The 26756-nt window shown below is 51.7% G+C and carries 20 protein-coding genes, 1 tRNA gene and 10 pseudogenes; 20 read left to right on the plus strand and 11 right to left on the minus strand.

Annotated features, from left to right (window positions below; genetic code table 11):
• Window positions 1-52 precede the first annotated feature (52 nt).
• The 3 genes and pseudogenes from ACWWJF_RS12800 to ACWWJF_RS12810 form a co-directional block, all read left to right on the plus strand.
• Window positions 53-1131: pseudogene (locus ACWWJF_RS12800) on the plus strand (IS3 family transposase); the annotation flags it as partial.
• Between the two features lie 120 nt (window positions 1132-1251).
• Window positions 1252-1434: a hypothetical protein gene (locus ACWWJF_RS12805; protein ID WP_455869659.1), complete on the plus strand. Its 183-nt coding sequence runs from the start codon at window positions 1252-1254 to the stop codon at window positions 1432-1434.
• 78 nt (window positions 1435-1512) lie between these two features.
• Window positions 1513-2553 carry an IS481 family transposase gene (locus ACWWJF_RS12810; RefSeq protein WP_455868660.1) on the plus strand — a complete coding sequence of 347 codons (1041 nt, stop codon included), beginning with the start codon at window positions 1513-1515 and terminating at the stop codon, window positions 2551-2553.
• A gap of 136 nt (window positions 2554-2689) precedes the next feature.
• Here the strand turns inward: ACWWJF_RS12810 and ACWWJF_RS12815 are convergent, their stop codons facing one another.
• Complete coding sequence (locus ACWWJF_RS12815) at window positions 2690-3112, minus strand: DUF1640 domain-containing protein (RefSeq protein WP_455871069.1); 423 nt, start codon at window positions 3110-3112, stop codon at window positions 2690-2692.
• Between the two features lie 110 nt (window positions 3113-3222).
• Between ACWWJF_RS12815 and ACWWJF_RS12820 the strand changes: the two are divergent.
• From ACWWJF_RS12820 to ACWWJF_RS12855, 8 genes and pseudogenes are all read left to right on the plus strand, one after another.
• Window positions 3223-3558 (plus strand): annotated as a pseudogene (locus ACWWJF_RS12820) (KilA-N domain-containing protein); the annotation flags it as partial.
• A 124-nt stretch (window positions 3559-3682) separates the two neighbouring features.
• Entirely contained in the window at window positions 3683-4207 is a 525-nt protein-coding gene (locus ACWWJF_RS12825; protein WP_455869660.1) for an IS4/Tn5 family transposase DNA-binding protein, read from the plus strand.
• Between the two features lie 114 nt (window positions 4208-4321).
• Window positions 4322-5194 (plus strand): annotated as a pseudogene (locus tag ACWWJF_RS12830) (IS4 family transposase); the annotation flags it as partial.
• Window positions 5195-5410: 216 nt separating this feature from the next.
• Window positions 5411-6211, plus strand: coding sequence for a hypothetical protein (locus ACWWJF_RS12835; protein ID WP_455869661.1), 801 nt, complete (start codon window positions 5411-5413; stop codon window positions 6209-6211).
• 608 nt (window positions 6212-6819) lie between these two features.
• A complete protein-coding gene (locus ACWWJF_RS12840) occupies window positions 6820-6978 on the plus strand; it encodes a DUF1187 family protein (protein ID WP_455871070.1) in 159 nt (52 codons plus the stop codon).
• A gap of 250 nt (window positions 6979-7228) precedes the next feature.
• Window positions 7229-8252: pseudogene (locus ACWWJF_RS12845) on the plus strand (IS630 family transposase).
• Window positions 8253-8576: 324 nt separating this feature from the next.
• Window positions 8577-9908 carry an IS4 family transposase gene (locus tag ACWWJF_RS12850; RefSeq protein WP_455869662.1) on the plus strand — a complete coding sequence of 444 codons (1332 nt, stop codon included), beginning with the start codon at window positions 8577-8579 and terminating at the stop codon, window positions 9906-9908.
• 172 nt (window positions 9909-10080) lie between these two features.
• Complete coding sequence (locus ACWWJF_RS12855) at window positions 10081-11121, plus strand: IS481 family transposase (RefSeq protein WP_455868660.1); 1041 nt, start codon at window positions 10081-10083, stop codon at window positions 11119-11121.
• 83 nt (window positions 11122-11204) lie between these two features.
• Here the strand turns inward: ACWWJF_RS12855 and ACWWJF_RS12860 are convergent, their stop codons facing one another.
• The 4 genes and pseudogenes from ACWWJF_RS12860 to ACWWJF_RS12875 all read right to left on the minus strand — a co-directional run.
• Window positions 11205-11357: a hypothetical protein gene (locus ACWWJF_RS12860; protein WP_455869663.1), complete on the minus strand. Its 153-nt coding sequence runs from the start codon at window positions 11355-11357 to the stop codon at window positions 11205-11207.
• A 100-nt stretch (window positions 11358-11457) separates the two neighbouring features.
• Window positions 11458-11535: transfer RNA gene (locus tag ACWWJF_RS12865), tRNA-Gly, on the minus strand.
• Window positions 11536-11550: 15 nt separating this feature from the next.
• Window positions 11551-12036, minus strand: a complete 486-nt coding sequence (locus tag ACWWJF_RS12870; protein WP_455869664.1) for a hypothetical protein — start codon at window positions 12034-12036, stop codon at window positions 11551-11553.
• Between the two features lie 117 nt (window positions 12037-12153).
• Window positions 12154-13212: pseudogene (locus tag ACWWJF_RS12875) on the minus strand (IS4 family transposase); the annotation flags it as partial.
• 211 nt (window positions 13213-13423) lie between these two features.
• On the opposite strand from ACWWJF_RS12875, the gene ACWWJF_RS12880 reads away from it, so the two are divergent.
• A protein-coding gene (locus ACWWJF_RS12880) for an IS3 family transposase (protein WP_455868400.1) occupies window positions 13424-14592 on the plus strand; the annotation gives its coding sequence in 2 pieces (ribosomal slippage) (window positions 13424-13679 and window positions 13679-14592; 1170 coding nt in all).
• A gap of 10 nt (window positions 14593-14602) precedes the next feature.
• Here the strand turns inward: ACWWJF_RS12880 and ACWWJF_RS12885 are convergent.
• The 3 genes and pseudogenes from ACWWJF_RS12885 to ACWWJF_RS12895 all read right to left on the minus strand — a co-directional run.
• Window positions 14603-15160 (minus strand): annotated as a pseudogene (locus ACWWJF_RS12885) (GAF domain-containing protein); the annotation flags it as partial.
• A gap of 12 nt (window positions 15161-15172) precedes the next feature.
• Window positions 15173-15700, minus strand: coding sequence for an RNA pyrophosphohydrolase (gene rppH, locus ACWWJF_RS12890; protein ID WP_195313845.1), 528 nt, complete (start codon window positions 15698-15700; stop codon window positions 15173-15175).
• A gap of 252 nt (window positions 15701-15952) precedes the next feature.
• Entirely contained in the window at window positions 15953-16081 is a 129-nt protein-coding gene (locus tag ACWWJF_RS12895; RefSeq protein WP_455869665.1) for a hypothetical protein, read from the minus strand.
• 323 nt (window positions 16082-16404) lie between these two features.
• Here ACWWJF_RS12895 and mutH point away from each other — a divergent pair, with 323 nt between their 5' ends.
• Together mutH and ACWWJF_RS12905 are read left to right on the plus strand one after the other, a co-directional pair.
• Entirely contained in the window at window positions 16405-17085 is a 681-nt protein-coding gene (gene mutH, locus ACWWJF_RS12900) for a DNA mismatch repair endonuclease MutH (protein WP_455871071.1), read from the plus strand.
• 297 nt (window positions 17086-17382) lie between these two features.
• Window positions 17383-18714 carry an IS4 family transposase gene (locus ACWWJF_RS12905; RefSeq protein ID WP_455869666.1) on the plus strand — a complete coding sequence of 444 codons (1332 nt, stop codon included), beginning with the start codon at window positions 17383-17385 and terminating at the stop codon, window positions 18712-18714.
• A gap of 164 nt (window positions 18715-18878) precedes the next feature.
• Here ACWWJF_RS12905 and ACWWJF_RS12910 read toward each other — a convergent pair.
• A pseudogene (locus ACWWJF_RS12910) lies at window positions 18879-19400 on the minus strand (integrase core domain-containing protein); the annotation flags it as partial.
• 127 nt (window positions 19401-19527) lie between these two features.
• Here ACWWJF_RS12910 and ACWWJF_RS12915 point away from each other — a divergent pair.
• The 5 genes and pseudogenes from ACWWJF_RS12915 to ACWWJF_RS12935 all read left to right on the plus strand — a co-directional run.
• Window positions 19528-20859, plus strand: a complete 1332-nt coding sequence (locus ACWWJF_RS12915) for an IS4 family transposase (RefSeq protein WP_455868936.1) — start codon at window positions 19528-19530, stop codon at window positions 20857-20859.
• Window positions 20860-21000: 141 nt separating this feature from the next.
• Window positions 21001-22332: an IS4 family transposase gene (locus ACWWJF_RS12920; protein WP_455868797.1), complete on the plus strand. Its 1332-nt coding sequence runs from the start codon at window positions 21001-21003 to the stop codon at window positions 22330-22332.
• A protein-coding gene (locus tag ACWWJF_RS12925) for an IS3 family transposase (protein WP_455871072.1) occupies window positions 22257-23419 on the plus strand; the annotation gives its coding sequence in 2 pieces (ribosomal slippage) (window positions 22257-22497 and window positions 22497-23419; 1164 coding nt in all). Before ACWWJF_RS12920 ends, ACWWJF_RS12925 begins: the two co-directional genes overlap by 76 nt.
• 228 nt (window positions 23420-23647) lie before the next feature.
• Window positions 23648-23926, plus strand: a complete 279-nt coding sequence (locus ACWWJF_RS12930; protein WP_455869667.1) for a hypothetical protein — start codon at window positions 23648-23650, stop codon at window positions 23924-23926.
• Window positions 23927-24061: 135 nt separating this feature from the next.
• Window positions 24062-24550, plus strand: a pseudogene (locus ACWWJF_RS12935) (L,D-transpeptidase family protein); the annotation flags it as partial.
• Here the strand turns inward: ACWWJF_RS12935 and ACWWJF_RS12940 are convergent.
• Both ACWWJF_RS12940 and lpcA read right to left on the minus strand, forming a co-directional pair.
• Window positions 24521-25288 (minus strand): annotated as a pseudogene (locus ACWWJF_RS12940) (class II glutamine amidotransferase). The pseudogenes ACWWJF_RS12935 and ACWWJF_RS12940 sit on opposite strands and share 30 nt — an antisense overlap.
• A gap of 38 nt (window positions 25289-25326) precedes the next feature.
• The gene (gene lpcA, locus ACWWJF_RS12945; RefSeq protein WP_455869668.1) at window positions 25327-25911 is read right to left on the minus strand and encodes a D-sedoheptulose 7-phosphate isomerase; all 585 of its coding nucleotides are present in this window, start codon (window positions 25909-25911) and stop codon (window positions 25327-25329) included.
• Between the two features lie 360 nt (window positions 25912-26271).
• Here lpcA and fadE point away from each other — a divergent pair.
• Window positions 26272-26748 (plus strand): annotated as a pseudogene (gene fadE, locus ACWWJF_RS12950) (acyl-CoA dehydrogenase); the annotation flags it as partial.
• Between the last annotated feature and the right edge of the window lie 8 nt (window positions 26749-26756).

The following is a 26756-nucleotide window of genomic DNA, read 5'->3' on the forward strand; positions in this document are numbered from 1 at the left end:
CCCGCTAACCCTTGGCATATAAGGCGTTGCGGACTTGTGTATAACGAGGTGGGTTAATGTCAGCCATTCTGCCATTAGTCGCTGGGTCAATAAGCTTCGCCTTGAACGACAGGGAAAAACGCCAACGGGACTTCCTCTTACCCCTGAACAGCTCGAGCTGCGTGAGATGAAGAAAAAAGTCCAATGCCTTGAAATGGAGAACGAAATCCTAAAAAAGGCTACGGCGCTCTTAATGTCGGACTCACTCAACGGTTCACGGTAGTCGACAGGCTGAGGGCGCGATACCCGGTCACGGCGTTGTGCCAAACTTTTGAGGTACATCGCAGCAGCTACAGGCACTGGCAGGCTTCCGCTAATGAACCCGACGGTGAGCGCGTGGTTAAGTGTAGCCGCGTCATGGAAGCCTGGAACGCCAGCGGCGGCTCTGCCGGCGCTCGAAGTATCGCGACCATCGTCACCGGCAGCTCCGGTGTCAACATGGGGCGCTGGCTGGCTGGCAAGCTGATGAAGGAGCTGGGTATCGCCAGCTGCCAGCGACCGGCTCACAAATACAAACGCGGCGGCAATGAACACGTTGAAATACCGAACTATCTCAACCGCCAGTTCTCGGTTACCGCGCCGGATCAGGTCTGGTGCGGCGATGTGACCTACATCTGGACGGGCAAATGCTGGGCTTACCTTGCGGTGGTGCTAGATCTGTTCGCCCGCAAACCGGTGGGCTGGGCCATGTCGACGTCGCCGGACTCGGCGCTGACAGTTAAAGCGTTGCAGATGGCCTGGGAACTCCGGGAACAACCAACAGGAGTCATGTTCCACAGCGACCAGGGCAGCCACTATACCAGCCGTCAATACCGGCAAGCCCTGTGGCGCTGCCGGATAAAGCAGAGTATGAGTCGGCGGGGTAACTGCTGGGATAATGCGCCAATGGAGCGGTTCTTCCGCAGCCTGAAGACAGAATGGGTGCCGACAAAGGGTTACAACAGCTTCAGCGAAGCCCAGGACGCGATTATCCGCTACATCACGGGGTATTACAGCGCTATACGGCCTCACTGGTATAACGGCGGCTTAACTCCAAACGAATCTGAGCGACTGTTCTACATACAGTCTAATGCGGTGGCCAATATTAGTTGACCACTACAGTGTGCCACTACAGTTACGGTGCTGTCAGAAGCGACTAATCGTTTGAATGCAGCGCCGAAAACTTGGCACGCTCTTTAATGAGCCTGTCTTTTATCTCCATAGGAGCACCTCATGATTGAAGTTGAAAACGTTAAAGTCCTTCTTCTTGAAGCTACAGGCCTTGTATTTAGGTTAAACAAAGATGGAAGCGATACCATCACTTTAAAACCAGAGGCCGACAAGAAAGCAATCCTCGCGGAAATCGTGATTTTCGGCAACCGGCTGATAAAGTGTATTAGTCGCGACTTGATCTGACACTGGACCTTGAAAGGTTGAGAGTTACCGGTTTTGATATGGGTGTCGAATACTTATACAAAACACGAGGTAACTCTCATGCTTCATACTAACAATCCCATCATCAAACACAAAGCCGGCCTGCTCAATCTCGCCGAAGAACTCGGTAACGTATCAAAAGCCTGTAAAATCATGGGGGTGTCACGCGACACGTTTTATCGCTATCAGGAACTGGCGGCAGAAGGCGGCATTGACGCTCTGGTTAACCAAAACCGCCGGGTTCCCAACCTGAAAAACCGTGCTGATGAAGCCACTGAACGTGCGGTTGTTGATTACGCCATTGAGTTCCCTGCTCATGGCCAGCACCGGACCAGTAATGAGCTGCGTAAAAAAGGCGTCTTCATTTCTGGCAGCGGTGTGCGCTCCATCTGGCAACGACACGATCTGGAAAACTTTCGTAAGCGCCTGAAGGCACTTGAGGAAAAAGTTGCCAGAGAAGGCATCGTACTTACTGATGCTCAAATCGCTGCACTGGAGAAGAAGGCGCACGACGACGAAGCCTGTGGTGAAATAGAGACTGCTCACCCGGGTTATCTGGGGTCGCAGGACACCTTCTACGTGGGTAATCTGAAAGGTGTTGGCCGTATCTACCAGCAGACGTTCGTGGATACGTACTCGAAAGTGGCGCACTGCAAGCTTTACACGAGTAAAGCACCGATCTCTGCCGCCGACCTGCTCAATGATCGCGTGCTGCCGTTCTACGAAGCTCAGGGGCTGCCAATGCTAAGAATACTGACGGACAGGGGGACGGAGTACTGCGGTAAAGTGGAACAACATGACTATCAGCTGTACTTGGCTATCAACGATATAGACCATACGAAAACGAAAGCGATGTCTCCGCAGACAAACGGTATCTGCGAGCGCTTCCATAAAACTATTTTGCAGGATTTTTATCAGGTTGCGTTCCGTAAGACGTTATACGAGGACCTAGAAAGTCTACAAAAGGATCTGGACAACTGGTTGTGGCATTACAATAATGAACGAACTCATCAGGGTAAAATGTGCTGCGGGCGTACGCCAATGGCCACGTTACTTGATGGTAAACGAGTCTGGGCAGAAAAAAATCTGAACCAGATTTAATCTGACAGACACCTGTATAAATAACCGGTAACTGTCAGATCAGGTCTGAGCTAATACAGATAAAGAACCGCCACGCGCTGTAAGTCCCCCCCATTGACGCAAGGACAACCTATGCGCTATAGCGCACAGGCCAACATCACATTTTAAGAATGGCGGCGATGATGCTGACAGCGGCGGCGACCATTAGCCCAAGCCGGATGGTCATCTGCATGCCAAGCTTCTCAAATTTATCATTAATTTTATCGAAACCAGCAGTCATATCCTTACGGACATCGGCTATCTGAGCTTCAGTTTTCTCGAAGCGAGCCTGCATCTGAGCTTCGTTCTTCTCGAAGCGAGCATCAATATCCTTGCGGACATCGGCTATCTCTGCGGATAGATCCTTACGGACATCAGCTATATCACGCTTCACTTCGGCAATATCTGCCTTAGTAGCGACATCCGCCACTTCATGAGACTTGCGTACGACGAGCGAAATAGCCCTAGCCTGTTCTCTAGAGATGCCAGCAGTTTCAAGCTCTTCTGACGCCTGCAATGTATCAAATGCAACCTGGCCCATAGCGGATCCTCCTGTGTTAAGCCAAGTGTAAGCGATCTGACCGCCAATCTGCAAAATTTTACCCGTTAGCCCTATGATAACCACATCCGTTTAATTATGGAGAAATTGTTATGTCTAAATTAGTTGTCATTGAAAATACCGTCGTCCGTCAGGATGCTTTCGGACGTTACTGCCTGAATGATTTACACCGTGCCGCCGGCGATATTAAAAAAGATAGTCCTGCGTACTGGCTGGCAAATAAACAGACCCAAGAACTGATTGCTCAATTTTTGATCGAGGACGGAATTCCGGTATCGGTTATCCGTGGTGGCCCCGAACAGGGAACATACGTTGCTAAAGAACTTGTTTACGCCTACGCCATGTGGATCAGCGCCGCTTAGGTCATCCGCACGTTTGATAAAGCCATCTCTGCGCCAGAGCAACCATTGACAGACCAGCTTCAGGCCACCTCGTTATACACAAGTCCGCAACGCCTTATATGCCAAGGGTTAGCGGGCTGAAATAGGCAGCCGGTGGGGTTGTAAATGAAGTGAAACCGACGTGTACTATCGCCATTTACGGCGCTGAAAAATGACACGGGATTCAGATGGCTGGGCACACCAAGAACTGGAAGGGGTAAATCTTGGTGACACGAGGCTCAATAAGCGTGCCAAAGGGCTTTTGATACGGCTGGCTGAGAATCCGCAAGCCAGCATTCCGCATGCGTGCCTCGGATGGTCTGAGACGCTGGGTGCTTACCGCTTCATGGAGAACCAAGCATTCGAATGGCGAGACATTCTGCAACCTCACTGGCAGCGTACGCAGGAAAGGATCCGAGAACACGAGGTTGTGCTGTGTATCCAAGACACTACCGAGCTTGACTTCAACGGGCAGCAAATCCAAGGCTTGGGTCCCTTGAACTACGAAGCCAGGCGTGGTCTGTATCTGCATCCGACCTACGCGGTCAGTCCGGATCGCGTGGGGTTGGGCGTACTGGATGCGTGGATGTGGGCAAGAGAGCCGAAGGATGCAGACGGAAAACGCGATGGGCTCAAGGACATATCGTTATACACATCTTTTGGCCATTTTTTGAACAGGATGCTCAGAACCCCGTGAATTAAGGCATTCAAGCCATCCCATTGGCTTTTTGAGGTTCAAAATGCCACTCTGAGATAAACCCGTAACTCATTGATTAAACAGTGCGTTAGAAAGATGTGTATAACGATATGGCTCAAGGAGAGTACGCGCTGGCTCGAGGGATACGAGCGAGTTGCTGAACTCGCCTCGGAGTTGCCAAACACACGTCTGGTGTACTTAGCCGATCGCGAAGCGGATATCAAGGCGTTGATGCAGCTCGCTGATGACCTTGGCACTCCGGCTGACTGGTTGATCCGCTCGACTCATAATCGCAGTCTGGACTGTAATGAGAAGCTTTGGCAGAAGGTTGGAAAGACCGTGCCGGTGGGAGAAATCCAATTCGTTATGGCGGCTCGCGCGGGGCAGAAGGCGCGTACGGTGAAACAGGCGCTGCGCGTGAAGCGAGTGTCGCTGCGTTGCGGGTTGGCAGTGACTTGTGTGATAGCCAAGGAAATTGAGCCGCCAGCAGGCGTGAAGCCGGTCGAGTGGCGGTTGCTGAGCAATCGCGTACCTGAAGGACGAGAAGATATCGTGGAGCTGATCGACTGGTATCGGGCTAGATGGGAAATCGAGATGTTCTTCAATGTGCTGAAGAACGGCTGCTGTGTCGAAGCGTTACAGTTATCGACCGTGGATCGCATTGAGCGGGCATTGGCGCTGTTCATGATCGTGGCATGGCGCATCGCCTATTTAATGCGTATGGGACGAACCTGTCCAGAGCTAGACGCAATGTTGTTCTTTGATTCCGACGAGACTCATGGCGCTTACCTACTGATGAACAAGCGTATGCCCAAGGGCCGCCCTAAGCTAAACGAAGTATTGCGCTTAGTTGCGCAACTCGGAGGCTTTCTTGCTCGAAAAGGCGACGGTGAACCAGGCGCAAAAACTATCTGGAAAGGCTTGCAGAAAGTCATGACGGCCGCCGAAACGCTACGCGCGCTCAGGCACGAACAGAGATGTGTATAACGAGGTGACCTGAAATGCATGACAGGATCATCGGCACTTTCATTGAGCGTGAATATTATTTCTGATGGGCAATCAACTCATTGAATACATGACCCAAAAATTAACGAATCCTTGCGGTCACCCCTATTGGAACAGCGAATTATTAAAGCGGTATAACGCTCACTTAATTAATATTCCGCTTGACCTTCAACATTCATCTAGAGCTAAGGAGCCCCTATGCGAGCAGGGATATCAAATAACATCAGCACATTAATGAAAAATTTTATGTCACCCTTACCGCCATCATCGGCAAAAAATACGTTTGTTGGCGTTATAAAACAAGATTTTCAAAAAGTGTCAAACAATGCAATAAAGTTTATGCCTTCAGTCAAAGCGTTATCTACCGCACCCGCCAAAGAGCTGCCGCTCAGTGAACGCAATATGCGAGCAGGGATATCAAAGAACATCAGCACATTAATGAAAAATTTTATGTCACCCTTACCGCCATCATCGGAAAAAAATACGTTTGTTGGTGTTATAAAACATGATTTTCAAAAAGGGTCAAACAATGCAATAAAGTTTATGCCTTCAGCCAAAGCGTTATCTACCGCACCCGCCAAAGAGCTGCCGCTCAGTGAACGCAAAGTTATTAATGCGCGGAAACCTTCAGACAATTTCGCGAGCAAATTCGGTACATTGATGCAGAATCTGAACAGCCGTTTCGCCGCGGGTCCTTCACCGATTAGAAAGCCCCTCGTTGCCACGCCTGCACCAGCGCCTGTCATGCTGAGCACATTCACTCCGCCAGCGCCCGTAAAACCGGGTAAAATGGGGATGCCACCGCCGCCGCCCCCTATGCCGCCAGCATCGTATGTACCGCCAAGAATCATCCAGACGGATATGGTAAGTTCAGCACCGGTGGTACGTGAAAAGAAAAGCATTAAACCCGAAACAACACCACAATATAACTCAGTCATGGATGAGCTTAAAAAGAGGCTTGAAGCTTCATCCCTTAAAGCACAGACCGTAAACCACTAAACTGCATCAAGAAACACACATGGCGCGAAATCTCGCGCCATTGCTTAGAAAATAAAAATAGCATGATTATTCGGTAGCAATAGGCGTTGTTGAATAAATAGATATTATGCTGCGCAGCCATAAAGACTGCGGATTCTCTTAACTTAAAATCAGTATGTTACATCCAGAGCTTGGTGATGCATCCCTGAATGAACAGCATTTTCGTCCAAAACAGGGCTTTGTTGAATAATAGGGAATCGTGCTGTTTTACTATGCCCATTTTGGTAGAAAATGCTTATCACCTCAGGCATTCCGTTTTCTCATGATGCTTAACTGCATGATTTTACGTTGCTGGAAACAATCGTTTTACTGGGCTGGTAGCATAAAATCTGTTTATTCAACAAAGCCCCAAAACAGGCATATCAGAACAGCATCATTCCCTATTATTCAACAAAGCCACGCAGAAGCGCTTTACCTGACTTATCCTGGCAATGAATATGAAAAGAATGTTTACCGAGATCGATACCAATAAGAGTAACGTTTTCCATGATGGCCTCTCCTGAAAGAAAAACACCCTACCAGCGTACCGCTCACAGAGTGGGGGTGACCATCTCATTAAGCCCGGCGGACTGGATGTTCAGTGGCTACGGTTCTCTAAGGTGAAACTCACCATGTCAGAATGCGAAAAACTGCTCTTTAAGCCCAAGGAGGCAGGTAAGTCGTTCGGCGATAAGGTGAAACTGGAGGATTTCCGCTGCATCAAGTTGAAAAACAGGGACACGTGGTAAATAGCACAATAAACCATCCCATTGACGCAAGGAGAACCCATGCGCTATAGTCGTTCTGCATCTGCAAATTCAGGTGCCGGGATTAGAAACCCGCAGAGTGTACCGGCTAATAACACGCCGAGAGCGTGTTTTTTTATTGGTTAAAACCTAAATAACTGTTCCGAATAGTAGATCACCTGAAGGGAACTCAGTCCGAGTTGAGCGATCTGATCAATCGATAAAGCTCCCAAATCATCAACCGGACTGAGCGATGTCGAGCATAGCACCGATACCCCGTAACGAACGACGCCTGATGAAGAAAACTCTCCATAAAACGCGTGACAAGAATCACGCCCGCAGGCTGACCGCCATCCTGATGTTGCACCGGGGTGAGCGATGTCGCCAGAATGCTTTGCTGCGCCCGTTCGTCAATCGGCAGATGGATTAACTGGCTCACCCTGTACGGCATTGAAGGCCTCAAATCTCTGCGGCCCGGTCGTGGCCGTGGCTGGCCGTTTGAACAGATCTGCGCACTGTTAATCCAGCTCGTAAAGCGTTCCCCTCATGATTTTGGCTATCAGCGTTCGCGCTGGAGCACGGAACTGCTAGCGATAAAAATCAATGAGATAACCGGTTGCCAGTTGCATGCTTCCACGGTGCGCCGTTGGCGGCCTTCTGCCGGTCTGGTGTGGCGACGCGCAGCTCCTACGCTGCGTATCCGCGACCCGCATAAGGAAGAAAAAATGGAGGCCATCGCGATGGCGCTGGAACAATGCAGCGCGGAACATCCCGTCTTTTACGGAGACGAAGTGGATATTCATCTGAATCCCAAAATTGGCGCGGACTGGCAGGTTCGCGGGAAGCAGAAACGCATCGTGACGCCGGGCCAGAACGAGAAATATTATCTGGCGGGTGCATTACACAGCGGGACGGGAAAAGTCAGCTATGTTGGAGGAAACAGTAAAAGTTCGTGTTTGTTTATCAGTATGTTAGAGCATCTGAGAGCAACGTACAGACGGGCAAAAAAGCTCACGCTGATAGTTGATAACTACATTATTCACAAAAGCCGGGAGACGCAGCGCTGGCTGGAAGAAAACCCGAAATTCAGGGTTATTTATCAGCCGGTGTACTCACCATGGGTAAATCATGTAAAGTGGTTATGGCAGGCGTTGCATGAAACCATTACCCGCAATCATCAATGCTGTTCAATGTGGCAGTTACTGAACAAGGTTCGCCGCTTCATGGAAAACGTCAGCCCGTTTCCCAGTGGAAAACATGGACAGGCAAAAGTGTAGCGGTATTAGGAACAGCTATTTAGTCACATATCAATGGTGGCTCAGGTAGGGGGGCCGAAAGGCCCACCGGCGGTACACCGGCATTTCTAACCCTATCTGGGCTACCACCACGAGATTAGAAACTCTGATGGTAGTGTTACCCAAATGTACCATTGGAGGTCATCATGACCATTCATACCAGCCTTGCTGCACCTAAAGTCACCTCGTTATACACAAGTCCGCAACGCCTTATATGCCAAGGGTTAGCGGGCTGAAATAGGCAGCCGGTGGGGTTGTAAATGAAGTGAAACCGACGTGTACTATCGCCATTTACGGCGCTGAAAAATGACACGGGATTCAGATGGCTGGGCACACCAAGAACTGGAAGGGGTAAATCTTGGTGACACGAGGCTCAATAAGCGTGCCAAAGGGCTTTTGATACGGCTGGCTGAGAATCCGCAAGCCAGCATTCCGCATGCGTGCCTCGGATGGTCTGAGACGCTGGGTGCTTACCGCTTCATGGAGAACCAAGCATTCGAATGGCGAGACATTCTGCAACCTCACTGGCAGCGTACGCAGGAAAGGATCCGAGAACACGAGGTTGTGCTGTGTATCCAAGACACTACCGAGCTTGACTTCAACGGGCAGCAAATCCAAGGCTTGGGTCCCTTGAACTACGAAGCCAGGCGTGGTCTGTACCTGCATCCGACCTACGCGGTCAGTCCGGATCGCGTGGGGTTGGGCGTACTGGATGCGTGGATGTGGGCAAGAGAGCCGAAGGATGCAGACGGAAAACGCGATGGGCTCAAGGAGAGTACGCGCTGGCTCGAGGGATACGAGCGAGTTGCTGAACTCGCCTCGGAGTTGCCAAACACACGTCTGGTGTACTTAGCCGATCGCGAAGCGGATATCAAGGCGTTGATGCAGCTCGCTGATGACCTTGGCACTCCGGCTGACTGGTTGATCCGCTCGACTCATAATCGCAGTCTGGACTGTAATGAGAAGCTTTGGCAGAAGGTTGGAAAGACCGTGCCGGTGGGAGAAATCCAATTCGTTATGGCGGCTCGCGCGGGGCAGAAGGCGCGTACGGTGAAACAGGCGCTGCGCGTGAAGCGAGTGTCGCTGCGTTGCGGGTTGGCAGTGACTTGTGTGATAGCCAAGGAAATTGAGCCGCCAGCAGGCGTGAAGCCGGTCGAGTGGCGGTTGCTGAGCAATCGCGTACCTGAAGGACGAGAAGATATCGTGGATCTGATCGACTGGTATCGGGCTAGATGGGAAATCGAGATGTTCTTCAATGTGCTGAAGAACGGCTGCTGTGTCGAAGCGTTACAGTTATCGACCGTGGATCGCATTGAGCGGGCATTGGCGCTGTTCATGATCGTGGCATGGCGCATCGCCTATTTAATGCGTATGGGACGAACCTGTCCAGAGCTGGACGCAATGTTGTTCTTTGATTCCGACGAGACTCATGGCGCTTACCTACTGATGAACAAGCGTATGCCCAAGGGCCGCCCTAAGCTAAACGAAGTATTGCGCTTAGTTGCGCAACTGGGAGGCTTTCTTGCTCGAAAAGGCGACGGTGAACCAGGCGCAAAAACTATCAGGAAAGGCTTGCAGAAAGTCATGACGGCCGCCGAAACGCTACGCGCGCTCAGGCACGAACAGATATGTGTATAACGAGGTGACCTTTGGTACGGGCAATAAAGAGATTGAGCAAATAAAGCAGCAGGTAGAGGCATTTTTAAATTGTATTAGTCGCGACTTGATCTGACACTGGACCTTGAAAGGTTGAGAGTTACCGGTTTTGATATGGGTGTCGAATCCTTATACAAAACACGAGGTAACTCTCATGCTTCATACTAACAATCCCATCATCAAACACAAAGCCGGCCTGCTCAATCTCGCCGAAGAACTCGGTAACGTATCAAAAGCCTGTAAAATCATGGGGGTGTCACGCGACACGTTTTATCGCTATCAGGAACTGGCGGCAGAAGGCGGCATTGACGCTCTGGTTAACCAAAACCGCCGGGTTCCCAACCTGAAAAACCGTGCTGATGAAGCCACTGAACGTGCGGTTGTTGATTACGCCATTGAGTTCCCGGCTCATGGCCAGCACCGGACCAGTAATGAGCTGCGTAAAAAAGGCGTCTTCATTTCTGGCAGCGGTGTGCGCTCCATCTGGCAACGACACGATCTGGAAAACTTTCGTAAGCGCCTGAAGGCACTTGAGGAAAAAGTTGCCAGAGAAGGCATCGTACTTACTGATGCTCAAATCGCTGCACTGGAGAAGAAGGCGCACGACGACGAAGCCTGTGGTGAAATAGAGACTGCTCACCCGGGTTATCTGGGGTCGCAGGACACCTTCTACGTGGGTAATCTGAAAGGTGTTGGCCGTATCTACCAGCAGACGTTCGTGGATACGTACTCGAAAGTGGCGCACTGCAAGCTTTACACGAGTAAAGCACCGATCTCTGCCGCCGACCTGCTCAATGATCGCGTGCTGCCGTTCTACGAAGCTCAGGGGCTGCCAATGCTAAGAATACTGACGGACAGGGGGACGGAGTACTGCGGTAAAGTGGAACAACATGACTATCAGCTGTACTTGGCTATCAACGATATAGACCATACGAAAACGAAAGCGATGTCTCCGCAGACAAACGGTATCTGCGAGCGCTTCCATAAAACTATTTTGCAGGATTTTTATCAGGTTGCGTTCCGTAAGACGTTATACGAGGACCTAGAAAGTCTACAAAAGGATCTGGACAACTGGTTGTGGCATTACAATAATGAGCGAACTCATCAGGGTAAAATGTGCTGCGGGCGTACGCCAATGGCCACGTTACTTGATGGTAAACGAGTCTGGGCAGAAAAAAATCTGAACCAGATTTAATCTGACAGACACCTGTATAAATAACCGGTAACTGTCAGATCAGGTCTGAGCTAATACAATTTATCCATTTAAAAATTTGTAGGTTAAGCGGCGGGATATCCTTTGCTGATTTCACTGCTGATGCCCTGTGAGGTGTCAGCTGACTCACTGACACTTAACATGGATTGCTGATACCTCGGCACCGTAAACAGCGCGCGGCTGTCTCCCTGGATATCGGCCCGACCGCCGTTGTCCACGGATACATTCACCCGGGACCATCCACACCGACGGTGACAGCAGGCCCATTCCCAGTCGGGCGGCCGTGCAATCAGGTTCCGCCTGACACAAGGGGTAGCATGGTGGGTCGAGCAGGAATCGAACCCGCATCTTACGGTTGGGGAACACGTACGCTCTTCCACACTGAGCTACCGACCCAAGTGGCAGAATTGATTAAAGGGCCGTAACGAGAAAAGCTTTCACAACCAGAGAGAGAATACCCAAAATTCCAGCACTCAGCATCCAGCGAATTAACTTCTGCTCTGAGCGGATACCCGCCATCTCAAGCTGTAAATCTTTGCGGACTAATTGCATATCCTTACGGACATCGGCTATCTGAGCTTCAGTTTTCTCGAAGCGAGCCTGCATCTGAGCTTCGTGCTTCTCGAAGCGAGCGTCAATATCCTTGCGGACATCGGCTATCTCTGCAGATAGGTCCTTACGCACATCGGCTATCTCTGCGGACAGGTCCTTACGCACATTGGCTATCTGAACCGTTAAATCCTTGCGCACATCCTCAAGGTCACGCTTGGTAGCGACATCCGCCACCTCGTGAGACTTACGCACGACGAGCGAAATCGCCTTGGCCTGCTCACTGGTAAGCCCGGCGGTTTGAAGCTCTTCTGACGCCTGCAATGTATCAAATGCAACCTGGCCCATAATGTTATTCCTCTTTTTGGGAAGTATAACACAACCATTTTCATTGTGAATTCAGTGAAAAATTAGTCGCTGACTGAAGGGAGCTTGACATCCCAACAGCTAGCTAACCCCACCTCGTTATACACATCTCTGTTCGTGCCTGAGCGCGCGTAGCGTTTCGGCGGCCGTCATGACTTTCTGCAAGCCTTTCCAGATAGTTTTTGCGCCTGGTTCACCGTCGCCTTTTCGAGCAAGAAAGCCTCCCAGTTGCGCAACTAAGCGCAATACTTCGTTTAGCTTAGGGCGGCCCTTGGGCATACGCTTGTTCATCAGTAGGTAAGCGCCATGAGTCTCGTCGGAATCAAAGAACAACATTGCGTCCAGCTCTGGACAGGTTCGTCCCATACGCATTAAATAGGCGATGCGCCATGCCACGATCATGAACAGCGCCAATGCCCGCTCAATGCGATCCACGGTCGATAACTGTAACGCTTCGACACAGCAGCCGTTCTTCAGCACATTGAAGAACATCTCGATTTCCCATCTAGCCCGATACCAGTCGATCAGCTCCACGATATCTTCTCGTCCTTCAGGTACGCGATTGCTCAGCAACCGCCACTCGACCGGCTTCACGCCTGCTGGCGGCTCAATTTCCTTGGCTATCACACAAGTCACTGCCAACCCGCAACGCAGCGACACTCGCTTCACGCGCAGCGCCTGTTTCACCGTACGCGCCTTCTGCCCCGCGCGAGCCGCCATAACGAATTGGATTTCTCCCACCGGCACGGTCTTTCCAACCTTCTGCCAAAGCTTCTCATTACAGTCCAGACTGCGATTATGAGTCGAGCGGATCAACCAGTCAGCCGGAGTGCCAAGGTCATCAGCGAGCTGCATCAACGCCTTGATATCCGCTTCGCGATCGGCTAAGTACACCAGACGTGTGTTTGGCAACTCCGAGGCGAGTTCAGCAACTCGCTCGTATCCCTCGAGCCAGCACGTACTCTCCTTGATCCCATCGCGTTTTCCGTCTGCATCCTTCGGCTCTCTTGCCCACATCCACGCATCCAGTACGCCCAACCCCACGCGATCCGGACTGACCGCGTAGGTCGGATGCAGGTACAGACCACGCCTGGCTTCGTAGTTCAAGGGACCCAAGCCTTGGATTTGCTGCCCGTTGAAGTCAAGCTCGGTAGTGTTGTATTAGCTCAGACCTGATCTGACAGTTACCGGTTATTTATACAGGTGTCTGTCAGATTAAATCTGGTTCAGATTTTTTTCTGCCCAGACTCGTTTACCATCAAGTAACGTGGCCATTGGCGTACGCCCGCAGCACATTGTAGTGGCACACTGATACTGGCCACCTGAGCGGAGGTGATATGCTCACCTCATCAACACGACAGGTGACCTCATGGGTAAACATTTTACGGCGGAATTTAAGCTCGAAGCCGCAAAGCTGGTTGTCGACCACGGCTACACATACGTTAAGGCCGCAGAGGCGGTTAATGTCAGCCATTCTGCCATTAGTCGCTGGGTCAATAAGCTTCGCCTTGAACGACAGGGAAAAACGCCAACGGGACTTCCTCTTACCCCTGAACAGCTCGAGCTGCGTGAGATGAAGAAAAAAGTCCAATGCCTTGAAATGGAGAACGAAATCCTAAAAAAGGCTACGGCGCTCTTAATGTCGGACTCACTCAACGGTTCACGGTAGTCGACAGGCTGAGGGCGCGATACCCGGTCACGGCGTTGTGCCAAACTTTTGAGGTACATCGCAGCAGCTACAGGCACTGGCAGGCTTCCGCTAATGAACCCGACGGTGAGCGCGTGGTTAAGTGTAGCCGCGTCATGGAAGCCTGGAACGCCAGCGGCGGCTCTGCCGGCGCTCGAAGTATCGCGACCATCGTCACCGGCAGCTCCGGTGTCAAAATGGGGCGCTGGCTGGCTGGCAAGCTGATGAAGGAGCTGGGTATCGCCAGCTGCCAGCGACCGGCTCACAAATACAAACGCGGCGGCAATGAACACGTTGAAATACCGAACTATCTCAACCGCCAGTTCGCGGTTACCGCGCCGGATCAGGTCTGGTGCGGCGATGTGACCTACATCTGGACGGGCAAATGCTGGGCTTACCTTGCGGTGGTGCTAGATCTGTTCGCCCGCAAACCGGTGGGCTGGGCCATGTCGACGTCGCCGGACTCGGCGCTGACAGTTAAAGCGTTGCAGATGGCCTGGGAACTCCGGGGACAACCAACAGGAGTCATGTTCCACAGCGACCAGGGCAGCCACTATACCAGCCGTCAATACCGGCAAGCCCTGTGGCGCTGCCGGATAAAGCAGAGTATGAGTCGGCGGGGTAACTGCTGGGATAATGCGCCAATGGAGCGGTTCTTCCGCAGCCTGAAGACAGAATGGGTGCCGACAAAGGGTTACAACAGCTTCAGCGAAGCCCAGGACGCGATTATCCGCTACATCACGGGGTATTACAGCGCTATCCGGCCTCACTGGTATAACGGCGGCTTAACTCCAAACGAATCTGAGCGACTGTTCTACATACAGTCTAATGCGGTGGCCAATATTAGTTGACCACTACAATCCAGCCTGGCGCAATCGCTACGCCGCTTGATGCCACCAGCGCTTTGAGCCGTGTTTGCCGATACTGACCAAACAGCGCCTTGATTTGCGTCAGAGAGAGAATGGCGGCCATTTGCGCCGCCAGCGTGACCATGAAAGACTCTTCATTTTTATCAAACTGGCGGTGTTCGCGCTGTTGTACCACCAGCACGCCGAGCAGTTGTCGACGATGAATGATGGGCACACCAAGGAAAGAACGAAAGTGCTGTTCTTTAACGGAAGGGATAAATTTAAAACTGGGGTGGGCTTGCGCATCGGCCAAGTTGATGGGTTCAGTACGCTGGCCTACCAAACCGACAATCCCTTGACTAAAGGCCAACGAGATAAGACGACCACGCGGCTTTTTCAAACCGCGTGTCGCCATCAGGTAGTAACATTGGCGATCATGATCGGCCAGATAGATAGAACAGACTTCCGTATCCATCGCCTGGCAGGTCTCATTGACCAACAGATCCAGCGCATCATTTAAGCGCGATGCCGCCACCACTTTCTCAACGATTTCTCGCAAACGCGTGAGCATGATGAGCGCGACTTATCCTCTTTTGCGCCGAGGCACCGAAGGCGCCCTCGCCGCGGCGTTCTCTTGCAGTTGTATAACCGGGCTGATAAATTCCTTCATCACTCGACGGTAAACGTCGCGTTTAAACGACACCACCTGACGCACAGGATACCAGTAACTCACCCAGCGCCAGCCATCGAACTCCGGCGTGCCGCTGCTTTGCATATTGATATCAGATTCGTTGCACATTAACTGTAGCAGAAACCACTTCTGCTTTTGACCGATACAAACCGGTTTTGTATCCCAACGCACCAAACGTTTTGGTAATTTGTAACGTAACCAGCTACGGGTTGAAGCCAGAATACGGACATCCTTTTTCCTGAGTCCCACTTCTTCAAACAGTTCGCGATACATGGCCTGTTCAGGGCTTTCCCCCGGGTTGATGCCCCCTTGCGGAAACTGCCAGGAGTGCTGACCATAACGGCGCGCCCAGAGCACTTCACCAAGCCGATTGCAGATTACAATACCAACGTTAGGGCGGTAGCCATCATCATCGATCACCGGACTACCTCGAAAACTTTCAATGCAAAGATGACCTGATTGTTTCACACTCCCGTCACCCGGTAAACTCCTGCTTAACAGCATTGATTCTTCGAATAACCTGCGGCTAACCCACAGAAAGGGGAATAGTTATAAACAGCATGCGTCAGGCATAGCGCTTTTATTCACTATTTTTGTGGATATCACTGTGCAGAACCAAATGAAAGCATGCGGAAAACATTTTCTCTGTCGTTAAAACCGCAGCGCGGAACCTCAAAATTCTTCCTTTATTTTCAAAAAAAATACCGATTTAACCCACGACATATTCACTGCAAATAAACCACACAGAAAACCGCTGTCCGGCAGAGTGGTGAAAGATTGCTCAACGACGGTTTTATCCACAGACGCAGCGCAAGAATCGCATAATAAAATAACAAAAATCGCAAAAACGCGTGACGTCAAGGCTGTAAATCAAACCAGTAGTGATGACTTATCCCGGTTATCCCAAAAATCTGTGGATAACCTGGTGTAAGATCCTGTTTATTGTCGGTGTCTATCCCTGAACAACGATAAAACCGACGTGATACATTGGCGGGATAAACAAAAAAATACGCTATGAATCATGCTATTATTGTTTTCCTTTCTGCCCGGCAGCGCCCTGTTGAAAAACCTGATGGATGCTGTATTTTTTTTAGTCAGTCTGACGTTCTGTTTCATAGGTGAATATGCCCAACCCGATTGCAACACCACCCGCCGATGAACATGCGCTACTTGAGCGCGCACAAGCGCTTGCCGGCTATACGCTGGCAGAACTTGCTGTACAAGCCAATCTGCCGCTGCCAGCCAACCTTAAACGCGATAAAGGGTGGATCGGTGTATTGCTTGAGCGCTTTCTCGGTGCCAGTGCGGGCAGCAAACCAGAACAGGATTTTCCGGAAATTGGCGTGGAGCTAAAAACTATTCCGATTGATGACCGGGGCAGGCCGCTTGAAACCACCTTCGTGTCGGTGGCTCCGCTGACCGGCAACAGCGGTGTGACATGGGAAAGCAGCCATGTGCGGCATAAGTTGGCTCGAGTGCTGTGGATCCCGGTAGAAGGGTCGCGTGACATTCCGCTTGGCGAACGGCACATCGGCACGCCGCTTATCTGGAGCCCCTCTCCCGAGGAGGAAGATCTGCTGCGTAGGGATTGGGAAGAACTGATGGATCTGATTGTGCTCGGCAAAGTGGAGAGCATCACCGCGCGTCACGGTGAGGTATTACAATTACGCCCCAAAGGAGCCAACAGCAAGGCGCTGACACAAGCGATCGGCGAGTTTGGTCAGCCCATCATGACGCTACCTCGCGGTTTCTATTTAAAGAAAACCTTTACCGGCCCAATGCTAGCCCGTCACTTCCATCTTTAAACGGTACAGATAATGCGTATCTTTTTTTTTTGCCAGAAAGCCGAAAGCGAAGCGTATAATCTACGTTTACATTTCGTTTGGGTTTGATTGATATAATGTTTCATTGGATTGTTGATCCGAATGCATGGCTAGTGCTCGGCACGCTGACCATTTTGGAGATCGTACCTAGGCTCACCTCGTTATACACAAGTCCGCAACGCCTTATATGCCAAGGGTTAGCGGGCTGAAATAGGCAGCCGGTGGGGTTGTAAATGAAGTGAAACCGACGTGTACTATCGCCATTTACGGCGCTGAAAAATGACACGGGATTCAGATGGCTGGGCACACCAAGAACTGGAAGGGGTAAATCTTGGTGACACGAGGCTCAATAAGCGTGCCAAAGGGCTTTTGATACGGCTGGCTGAGAATCCGCAAGCCAGCATTCCGCATGCGTGCCTCGGATGGTCTGAGACGCTGGGTGCTTACCGCTTCATGGAGAACCAAGCATTCGAATGGCGAGACATTCTGCAACCTCACTGGCAGCGTACGCAGGAAAGGATCCGAGAACACGAGGTTGTGCTGTGTATCCAAGGCACTACCGAGCTTGACTTCAACAGGCAGCAAATCCAAGGCTTGGGTCCCTTGAACTACGAAGCCAGGCGTGGTCTGTACCTGCATCCGACCTACGCGGTCAGTCCGGATCGCGTGGGGTTGGGCGTACTGGATGCGTGGATGTGGGCAAGAGAGCCGAAGGATGCAGACGGAAAACGCGATGGGATCAAGGAGAATACGCGCTGGCTCGAGGGATACGAGCGAGTTGCTGAACTCGCCTCGGAGTTGCCAAACACACGTCTGGTGTACTTAGCCGATCGCGAAGCGGATATCAAGGCGTTGATGCAGCTCGCTGATGACCTTGGCACTCCGGCTGACTGGTTGATCCGCTCGACTCATAATCGCAGTCTGGACTGTAATGAGAAGCTTTGGCAGAAGGTTGGAAAGACCGTGCCGGTGGGAGAAATCCAATTCGTTATGGCGGCTCGCGCGGGGCAGAAGGCGCGTACGGTGAAACAGGCGCTGCGCGTGAAGCGAGTGTCGCTGCGTTGCGGGTTGGCAGTGACTTGTGTGATAGCCAAGGAAATTGAGCCGCCAGCAGGCGTGAAGCCGGTCGAGTGGCGGTTGCTGAGCAATCGCGTACCTGAAGGACGAGAAGATATCGTGGAGCTGATCGACTGGTATCGGGCTAGATGGGAAATCGAGATGTTCTTCAATGTGCTGAAGAACGGCTGCTGTGTCGAAGCGTTACAGTTATCGACCGTGGATCGCATTGAGCGGGCATTGGCGCTGTTCATGATCGTGGCATGGCGCATCGCCTATTTAATGCGTATGGGACGAACCTGTCCAGAGCTAGACGCAATGTTGTTCTTTGATTCCGACGAGACTAATGGAGCTTACCTACTGATGAACAAGCGTATGCCCAAGGGCCGCCCTAAGCTAAACGAAGTATTGCGCTTAGTTGCGCAACTCGGAGGCTTTCTTGCTCGAAAAGGCGACGGTGAACCAGGCGCAAAAACTATCTGGAAAGGCTTGCAGAAAGTCATGACGGCCGCCGAAACGCTACGCGCGCTCAGGCACGAACAGAGATGTGTATAACGAGGTGGCTTCACGTGTATTAGTCGCGACTTGATCTGACACTGGACCTTGAAAGGTTGAGAGTGATCTTGAGCCACCATCTCCGGACAGTTTTTGTATCTTAAGTTGTATTAGCTCAGACCTGATCTGACAGTTACCGGTTATTTATACAGGTGTCTGTCAGATTAAATCTGGTTCAGATTTTTTTCTGCCCAGACTCGTTTACCATCAAGTAACGTGGCCATTGGCGTACGCCCGCAGCACATTTTACCCTGATGAGTTCGCTCATTATTGTAATGCCACAACCAGTTGTCCAGATCCTTTTGTAGACTTTCTAGGTCCTCGTATAACGTCTTACGGAACGCAACCTGATAAAAATCCTGCAAAATAGTTTTATGGAAGCGCTCGCAGATACCGTTTGTCTGCGGAGACATCGTTTTCGTATGGTCTATATCGTTGATAGCCAAGTACAGCTGATAGTCATGTTGTTCCACTTTACCGCAGTACTCCGTCCCCCTGTCCGTCAGTATTCTTAGCATTGGCAGCCCCTGAGCTTCGTAGAACGGCAGCACGCGATCATTGAGCAGGTCGGCGGCAGAGATCGGTGCTTTACTCGTGTAAAGCTTGCAGTGCGCCACTTTCGAGTACGTATCCACGAACGTCTGCTGGTAGATACGGCCAACACCTTTCAGATTACCCACGTAGAAGCCACCTCGTTATACACAAGTCCGCAACGCCTTATATGCCAAGGGTTAGCGGGCTGAAATAGGCAGCCGGTGGGGTTGTAAATGAAGTGAAACCGACGTGTACTATCGCCATTTACGGCGCTGAAAAATGACACGGGATTCAGATGGCTGGGCACACCAAGAACTGGAAGGGGTAAATCTTGGTGACACGAGGCTCAATAAGCGTGCCAAAGGGCTTTTGATACGGCTGGCTGAGAATCCGCAAGCCAGCATTCCGCATGCGTGCCTCGGATGGTCTGAGACGCTGGGTGCTTACCGCTTCATGGAGAACCAAGCATTCGAATGGCGAGACATTCTGCAACCTCACTGGCAGCGTACGCAGGAAAGGATCCGAGAACACGAGGTTGTGCTGTGTATCCAAGACACTACCGAGCTTGACTTCAACGGGCAGCAAATCCAAGGCTTGGGTCCCTTGAACTACGAAGCCAGGCGTGGTCTGTATCTGCATCCGACCTACGCGGTCAGTCCGGATCGCGTGGGGTTGGGCGTACTGGATGCGTGGATGTGGGCAAGAGAGCCGAAGGATGCAGACGGAAAACGCGATGGGATCAAGGAGAGTACGCGCTGGCTCGAGGGATACGAGCGAGTTGCTGAACTCGCCTCGGAGTTGCCAAACACACGTCTGGTGTACTTAGCCGATCGCGAAGCGGATATCAAGGCGTTGATGCAGCTCGCTGATGACCTTGGCACTCCGGCTGACTGGTTGATCCGCTCGACTCATAATCGCAGTCTGGACTGTAATGAGAAGCTTTGGCAGAAGGTTGGAAAGACCGTGCCGGTGGGAGAAATCCAATTCGTTATGGCGGCTCGCGCGGGGCAGAAGGCGCGTACGGTGAAACAGGCGCTGCGCGTGAAGCGAGTGTCGCTGCGTTGCGGGTTGGCAGTGACTTGTGTGATAGCCAAGGAAATTGAGCCGCCAGCAGGCGTGAAGCCGGTCGAGTGGCGGTTGCTGAGCAATCGCGTACCTGAAGGACGAGAAGATATCGTGGAGCTGATCGACTGGTATCGGGCTAGATGGGAAATCGAGATGTTCTTCAATGTGCTGAAGAACGGCTGCTGTGTCGAAGCGTTACAGTTATCGACCGTGGATCGCATTGAGCGGGCATTGGCGCTGTTCATGATCGTGGCATGGCGCATCGCCTATTTAATGCGTATGGGACGAACCTGTCCAGAGCTGGACGCAATGTTGTTCTTTGATTCCGACGAGACTCATGGAGCTTACCTACTGATGAACAAGCGTATGCCCAAGGGCCGCCCTAAGCTAAACGAAGTATTGCGCTTAGTTGCGCAACTGGGAGGCTTTCTTGCTCGAAAAGGCGACGGTGAACCAGGCGCAAAAACTATCTGGAAAGGCTTGCAGAAAGTCATGACGGCCGCCGAAACGCTACGCGCGCTCAGGCACGAACAGAGATGTGTATAACGAGGTGACGTAGAAGCACCTCGTTATACACAAGTCCGCAACGCCTTATATGCCAAGGGTTAGCGGGCTGAAATAGGCAGCCGGTGGGGTTGTAAATGAAGTGAAACCGACGTGTACTATCGCCATTTACGGCGCTGAAAAATGACACGGGATTCAGATGGCTGGGCACACCAAGAACTGGAAGGGGTAAATCTTGGTGACACGAGGCTCAATAAGCGTGCCAAAGGGCTTTTGATACGGCTGGCTGAGAATCCGCAAGCCAGCATTCCGCATGCGTGCCTCGGATGGTCTGAGACGCTGGGTGCTTACCGCTTCATGGAGAACCAAGCATTCGAATGGCGAGACATTCTGCAACCTCACTGGCAGCGTACGCAGGAAAGGATCCGAGAACACGAGGTTGTGCTGTGTATCCAAGACACTACCGAGCTTGACTTCAACGGGCAGCAAATCCAAGGCTTGGGTCCCTTGAACTACGAAGCCAGGCGTGGTCTGTACCTGCATCCGACCTACGCGGTCAGTCCGGATCGCGTGGGGTTGGGCGTACTGGATGCGTGGATGTGGGCAAGAGAGCCGAAGGATGCAGACGGAAAACGCGATGGGATCAAGGAGAGTACGCGCTGGCTCGAGGGATACGAGCGAGTTGCTGAATTCGCCTCGGAGTTGCCAAACACACGTCTGGTGTACTTAGCCGATCGCGAAGCGGATATCAAGGCGTTGATGCAGCTCGCTGATGACCTTGGCACTCCGGCTGACTGGTTGATCCGCTCGACTCATAATCGCAGTCTGGACTGTAATGAGAAGCTTTGGCAGAAGGTTGGAAAGACCGTGCCGGTGGGAGAAATCCAATTCGTTATGGCGGCTCGCGCGGGGCAGAAGGCGCGTACGGTGAAACAGGCGCTGCGCGTGAAGCGAGTGTCGCTGCGTTGCGGATTGGCAGTGACTTGTGTGATAGCCAAGGAAATTGAGCCGCCAGCAGGCGTGAAGCCGGTCGAGTGGCGGTTGCTGAGCAATCGCGTACCTGAAGGACGAGAAGATATCGTGGAGCTGATCGACTGGTATCGGGCTAGATGGGAAATCGAGATGTTCTTCAATGTGCTGAAGAACGGCTGCTGTGTCGAAGCGTTACAGTTATCGACCGTGGATCGCATTGAGCGGGCATTGGCGCTGTTCATGATCGTGGCATGGCGCATCGCCTATTTAATGCGTATGGGACGAACCTGTCCAGAGCTGGACGCAATGTTGTTCTTTGATTCCGACGAGACTCATGGCGCTTACCTACTGATGAACAAGCGTATGCCCAAGGGCCGCCCTAAGCTAAACGAAGTATTGCGCTTAGTTGCGCAACTGGGAGGCTTTCTTGCTCGAAAAGGCGACGGTGAACTAGGCGCAAAAACTATCTGGAAAGGCTTGCAGAAAGTCATGACGGCCGCCGAAACGCTACGCGCGCTCAGGCACGAACAGAGATGTGTATAACGAGGTGGGTTAATGTCAGCCATTCTGCCATTAGTCGCTGGGTCAATAAGCTTCGCCTTGAACGACAGGGAAAAACGCCAACGGGACTTCCTCTTACCCCTGAACAGCTCGAGCTGCGTGAGATGAAGAAAAAAGTCCAATGCCTTGAAATGGAGAACGAAATCCTAAAAAAGGCTACGGCGCTCTTAATGTCGGACTCACTCAACGGTTCACGGTAGTCGACAGGCTGAGGGCGCGATACCCGGTCACGGCGTTGTGCCAAACTTTTGAGGTACATCGCAGCAGCTACAGGCACTGGCAGGCTTCCGCTAATGAACCCGACGGTGAGCGCGTGGTTAAGTGTAGCCGCGTCATGGAAGCCTGGAACGCCAGCGGCGGCTCTGCCGGCGCTCGAAGTATCGCGACCATCGTCACCGGCAGCTCCGGTGTCAACATGGGGCGCTGGCTGGCTGGCAAGCTGATGAAGGAGCTGGGTATCGCCAGCTGCCAGCGACCGGCTCACAAATACAAACGCGGCGGCAATGAACACGTTGAAATACCGAACTATCTCAACCGCCAGTTCGCGGTTACCGCGCCGGATCAGGTCTGGTGCGGCGATGTGACCTACATCTGGACGGGCAAATGCTGGGCTTACCTTGCGGTGGTGCTAGATCTGTTCGCCCGCAAACCGGTGGGCTGGGCCATGTCGACGTCGCCGGACTCGGCGCTGACAGTTAAAGCGTTGCAGATGGCCTGGGAACTCCGGGGACAACCAACAGGAGTCATGTTCCACAGCGACCAGGGCAGCCACTATACCAGCCGTCAATACCGGCAAGCCCTGTGGCGCTGCCGGATAAAGCAGAGTATGAGTCGGCGGGGTAACTGCTGGGATAATGCGCCAATGGAGCGGTTCTTCCGCAGCCTGAAGACAGAATGGGTGCCGACAAAGGGTTACAACAGCTTCAGCGAAGCCCAGGACGCGATTATCCGCTACATCACGGGGTATTACAGCGCTATCCGGCCTCACTGGTATAACGGCGGCTTAACTCCAAACGAATCTGAGCGACTGTTCTACATACAGTCTAATGCGGTGGCCAATATTAGTTGACCACTACAGGCTGACACATCAGGTGACAATGTTTTTTCCTGTCAATACGCTTGAAGAAACGCAGAGAAAAAGCAGTGTCACCGTTTTCTTAACGTAAAAATGCCGTTTTGCTGCTTTTCTCGCTTGATAAAAATAAACGCAATGATAATGTGGCTGCGCCTGCTTCACAAAAGATAAGCAGGGCAGCGGCTATCGTTTGTCACACAGCTTTTACCATCAGGATTAATAATGCAAAAAATCGCGCTGTCTATTGCGATGTTGTTTTTTTTGCCATCCGTCGTTGTTACCAGTGTCGCCAGTGAACCGGCTCCCATAGCAAAAGAATTAAAACAACAATTATTAGGTTCACCGATCTATATTCAGATCTTCAAAGAAGAGCGGATACTGGAACTGTACGCCAAGGTAGGAAATGAATATCGCCTGCTGGAGCACTACCCCATCTGCAAATATTCCGGCGGATTAGGGCCCAAGCCATATCGTTATACACATCTTTTGGCCATTTTTTGAACAGGATGCTCAGAACCCCGTGAATTAAGGCATTCAAGCCATCCCATTGGCTTTTTGAGGTTCAAAATGCCACTCTGAGATAAACCCGTAACTCATTGATTAAACAGTGCGTTAGAAAGATGTGTATAACGATATGGGCCCAAGCGTGTCGAGGGCGATCTGAAAAGCCCGGAAGGTTTCTATCAGGTTGATCTGCGGCAGTTAAAACTCGACAGCCATTACTACAAAGCGATCAACATTGGTTTTCCTAATGAATACGATCGGGCGCAGGGCTATTCCGGGCGCTATTTGATGATTCACGGTGAATGTGTCTCTGTTGGCTGTTATGCCATGACCAACAACTATATCGACGAAATTTACCGTTATGCTGAAGCAGCATTACGTAATGGACAAGTCAAAATTGATTTGGCGATATATCCTTTCCGTATGACGGAAACCAACATGCAGCGCCACCGTAATTCCACGTATAACAGTTTCTGGCGCCAACTTCAGCCGGGTTATGCGTATTTCAACCAGAATTATCAGCCACCGTTAATCACGGTAAATAACGGACAGTATGTGGTTAATCCATCCGTTATCAGCAGTGAAAAACCATCACGCTATGCGTTCACCCAAACAAAATAGTACGAACTCACCTGGCATAATTTGATGCCAGGTTTCATTCCCCGCCAGCGGCTGCGTCGCCAACACAGTGACTACATCGTTGGGCGTCGTTTGCTGCTGAAAATCGATTTCCACATCCTGATCCAATAACGTTGCCTTACCAAAAGGCGCACGCCGCGTGATCCAGTACAGCTTGGTGGAGCAGTATCCCATCACAAAACGTCCGTCAGAGAGCAGCATGTTGAACACGCCTTTGCTTCTCAGCACATCGGCTTGCGATGCGATAAAGCGGAACACCGCAGGCCAACTGGCGGGGGAGCGCGGGTAACGCTGTGCCAACTGATTGAGCAGCCAGCAGAAGGCTTACTCGCTGTCCGTTTGTCCCACGGGGCGGAAATGGCAGGTTTTCAGTCCGCGATACCCCTTCAACTGACCGTTATGGGCGAACGTCCAGTTACGCCCCCACAGCTCTCGGGTAAAGGGGTGGGTATTTTCCAGCGTTACCGCGCCGCGATTCGCCTGACGAATGTGCGATACTACCGCGCAGGATTTGATCGGATATTCCTGCACCAAGCGGGCAATAGGAGAGTTGAAACTCGGCAACGGATCTTTGAACGTGCGACAACCATTGCCTTCATAGAAGGTAATGCCCCAGCCATCTTTGTGTGGCCCGGTGCCGCCGCCGCGCTGTATAAGCCCGGTAAAACTGAAACAAATATCCGTCGGAACGTTTGCGCTCATCCCAAGCAGTTCACACATGTCCCCTCCTACCCCCTACTGCTAGCAATTTGGCGAGATTACTGCCCTTTTGCCATTTCTTTTTCGACTAACTGAATCAGGATATGAATCGCTTTTATGTGCACTTCCTGAATACGGTCAGCGTAACCAAAGTGCGGTACGCGAATTTCGACATCCGCCGTGCCCGCCATTTTGCCGCCATTTTTACCCGTCAGAGTGATGACCTTCATCCCTTTGGCGCGAGCGGCATCAATGGCTTTGATGATATTACCGGAATTACCCGAAGTAGAAATCCCGAGCAGTACATCTCCTTCACGCCCCAACGACTCTACGTAGCGAGAAAACACGAAATCGTAGCCAAAATCATTGCTCACGCAGGAGAGATGGCTGGGATCGGAAATAGCAATCGCCGGGTAACCAGGGCGGTTCTCACGATAACGACCGGTCAATTCTTCGGCAAAATGCATCGCATCGCAGTGTGAACCGCCGTTGCCGCAGGAAATCACTTTGCCACCCGCCTTGAACGCATCAGCCAGCAACACCGCAGCATTCTGGATCGACTGAATGTTCGCGTCGTCACTCAGAAAAGCGTCCAGCGTAGCCGCAGCCTCTTTCAGTTCACTACGGATTAAGTCCTGATACATAAGATCCTCTCGTTTTGTTCGGTAACAGGCTATAACTCTGCATCGCACAGGAGGTGCGCGCAGAGGGAATGCAGGCAGTGTAACGGATCGTGGAAACCGCGAGAAGTACGCTATGCCGCAATCAAGACAATTGCTGATGTTTATCACTACCGGGGTAAAAACACACCAGTTTGTGAGTTAAGTTGTAATTGCGTTGTAAATAAATTGATAAAAAAGACGAGATGCACTACACACTATACACATACAAGTCAGACCTCTTAGCAGATGTTTGCCGTAGTGATAACAGGATTGAGTGGGATGCGCGCAGGCGCAACGTGAACGGATCGGATTAACGGCCGATGACAACTCTGGAGACGAACTATGGTCGCAGTCAGTATTCTTGTTTTGCTGATAATGGTGGGAGCCCTGTTTTATCACCGGGTGAATCTGACGCTCAGCGCCGCGTGGCTCGTGGCCTACTTCGCGTTGATGGGTGCTGGTGGACTGTGGTCCTACTGGTTATTGTTGCCGCTGCTGGTGGTGCTGGCGCCACTGGTAGTGACTGCGCTGCGCCAAAAGGCACTGTCGGCTCCTGCACTGAGGATGTTTAAGAAGGTGATGCCCGCCATGTCAAACACCGAGAAAGAGGCCATCAACGCCGGGACTACCTGGTGGGAAAGCGAGCTGTTTCGCGGTGCACCGGACTGGAAGATGCTGCATAACTACCCGCAGCCGATATTGACAGAAGAAGAGCAAGCGTTTCTCGATGGCCCGGTGGAAGAAGCATGCCGCATGGCGAATGATTTCCAGATAACCCATGAGTTGGCCGATCTGCCGCCGGAGCTGTGGGCGTTCCTGACCCTGTA

It is taken from the genome of Symbiopectobacterium sp. Eva_TO, assembly GCF_053848865.1.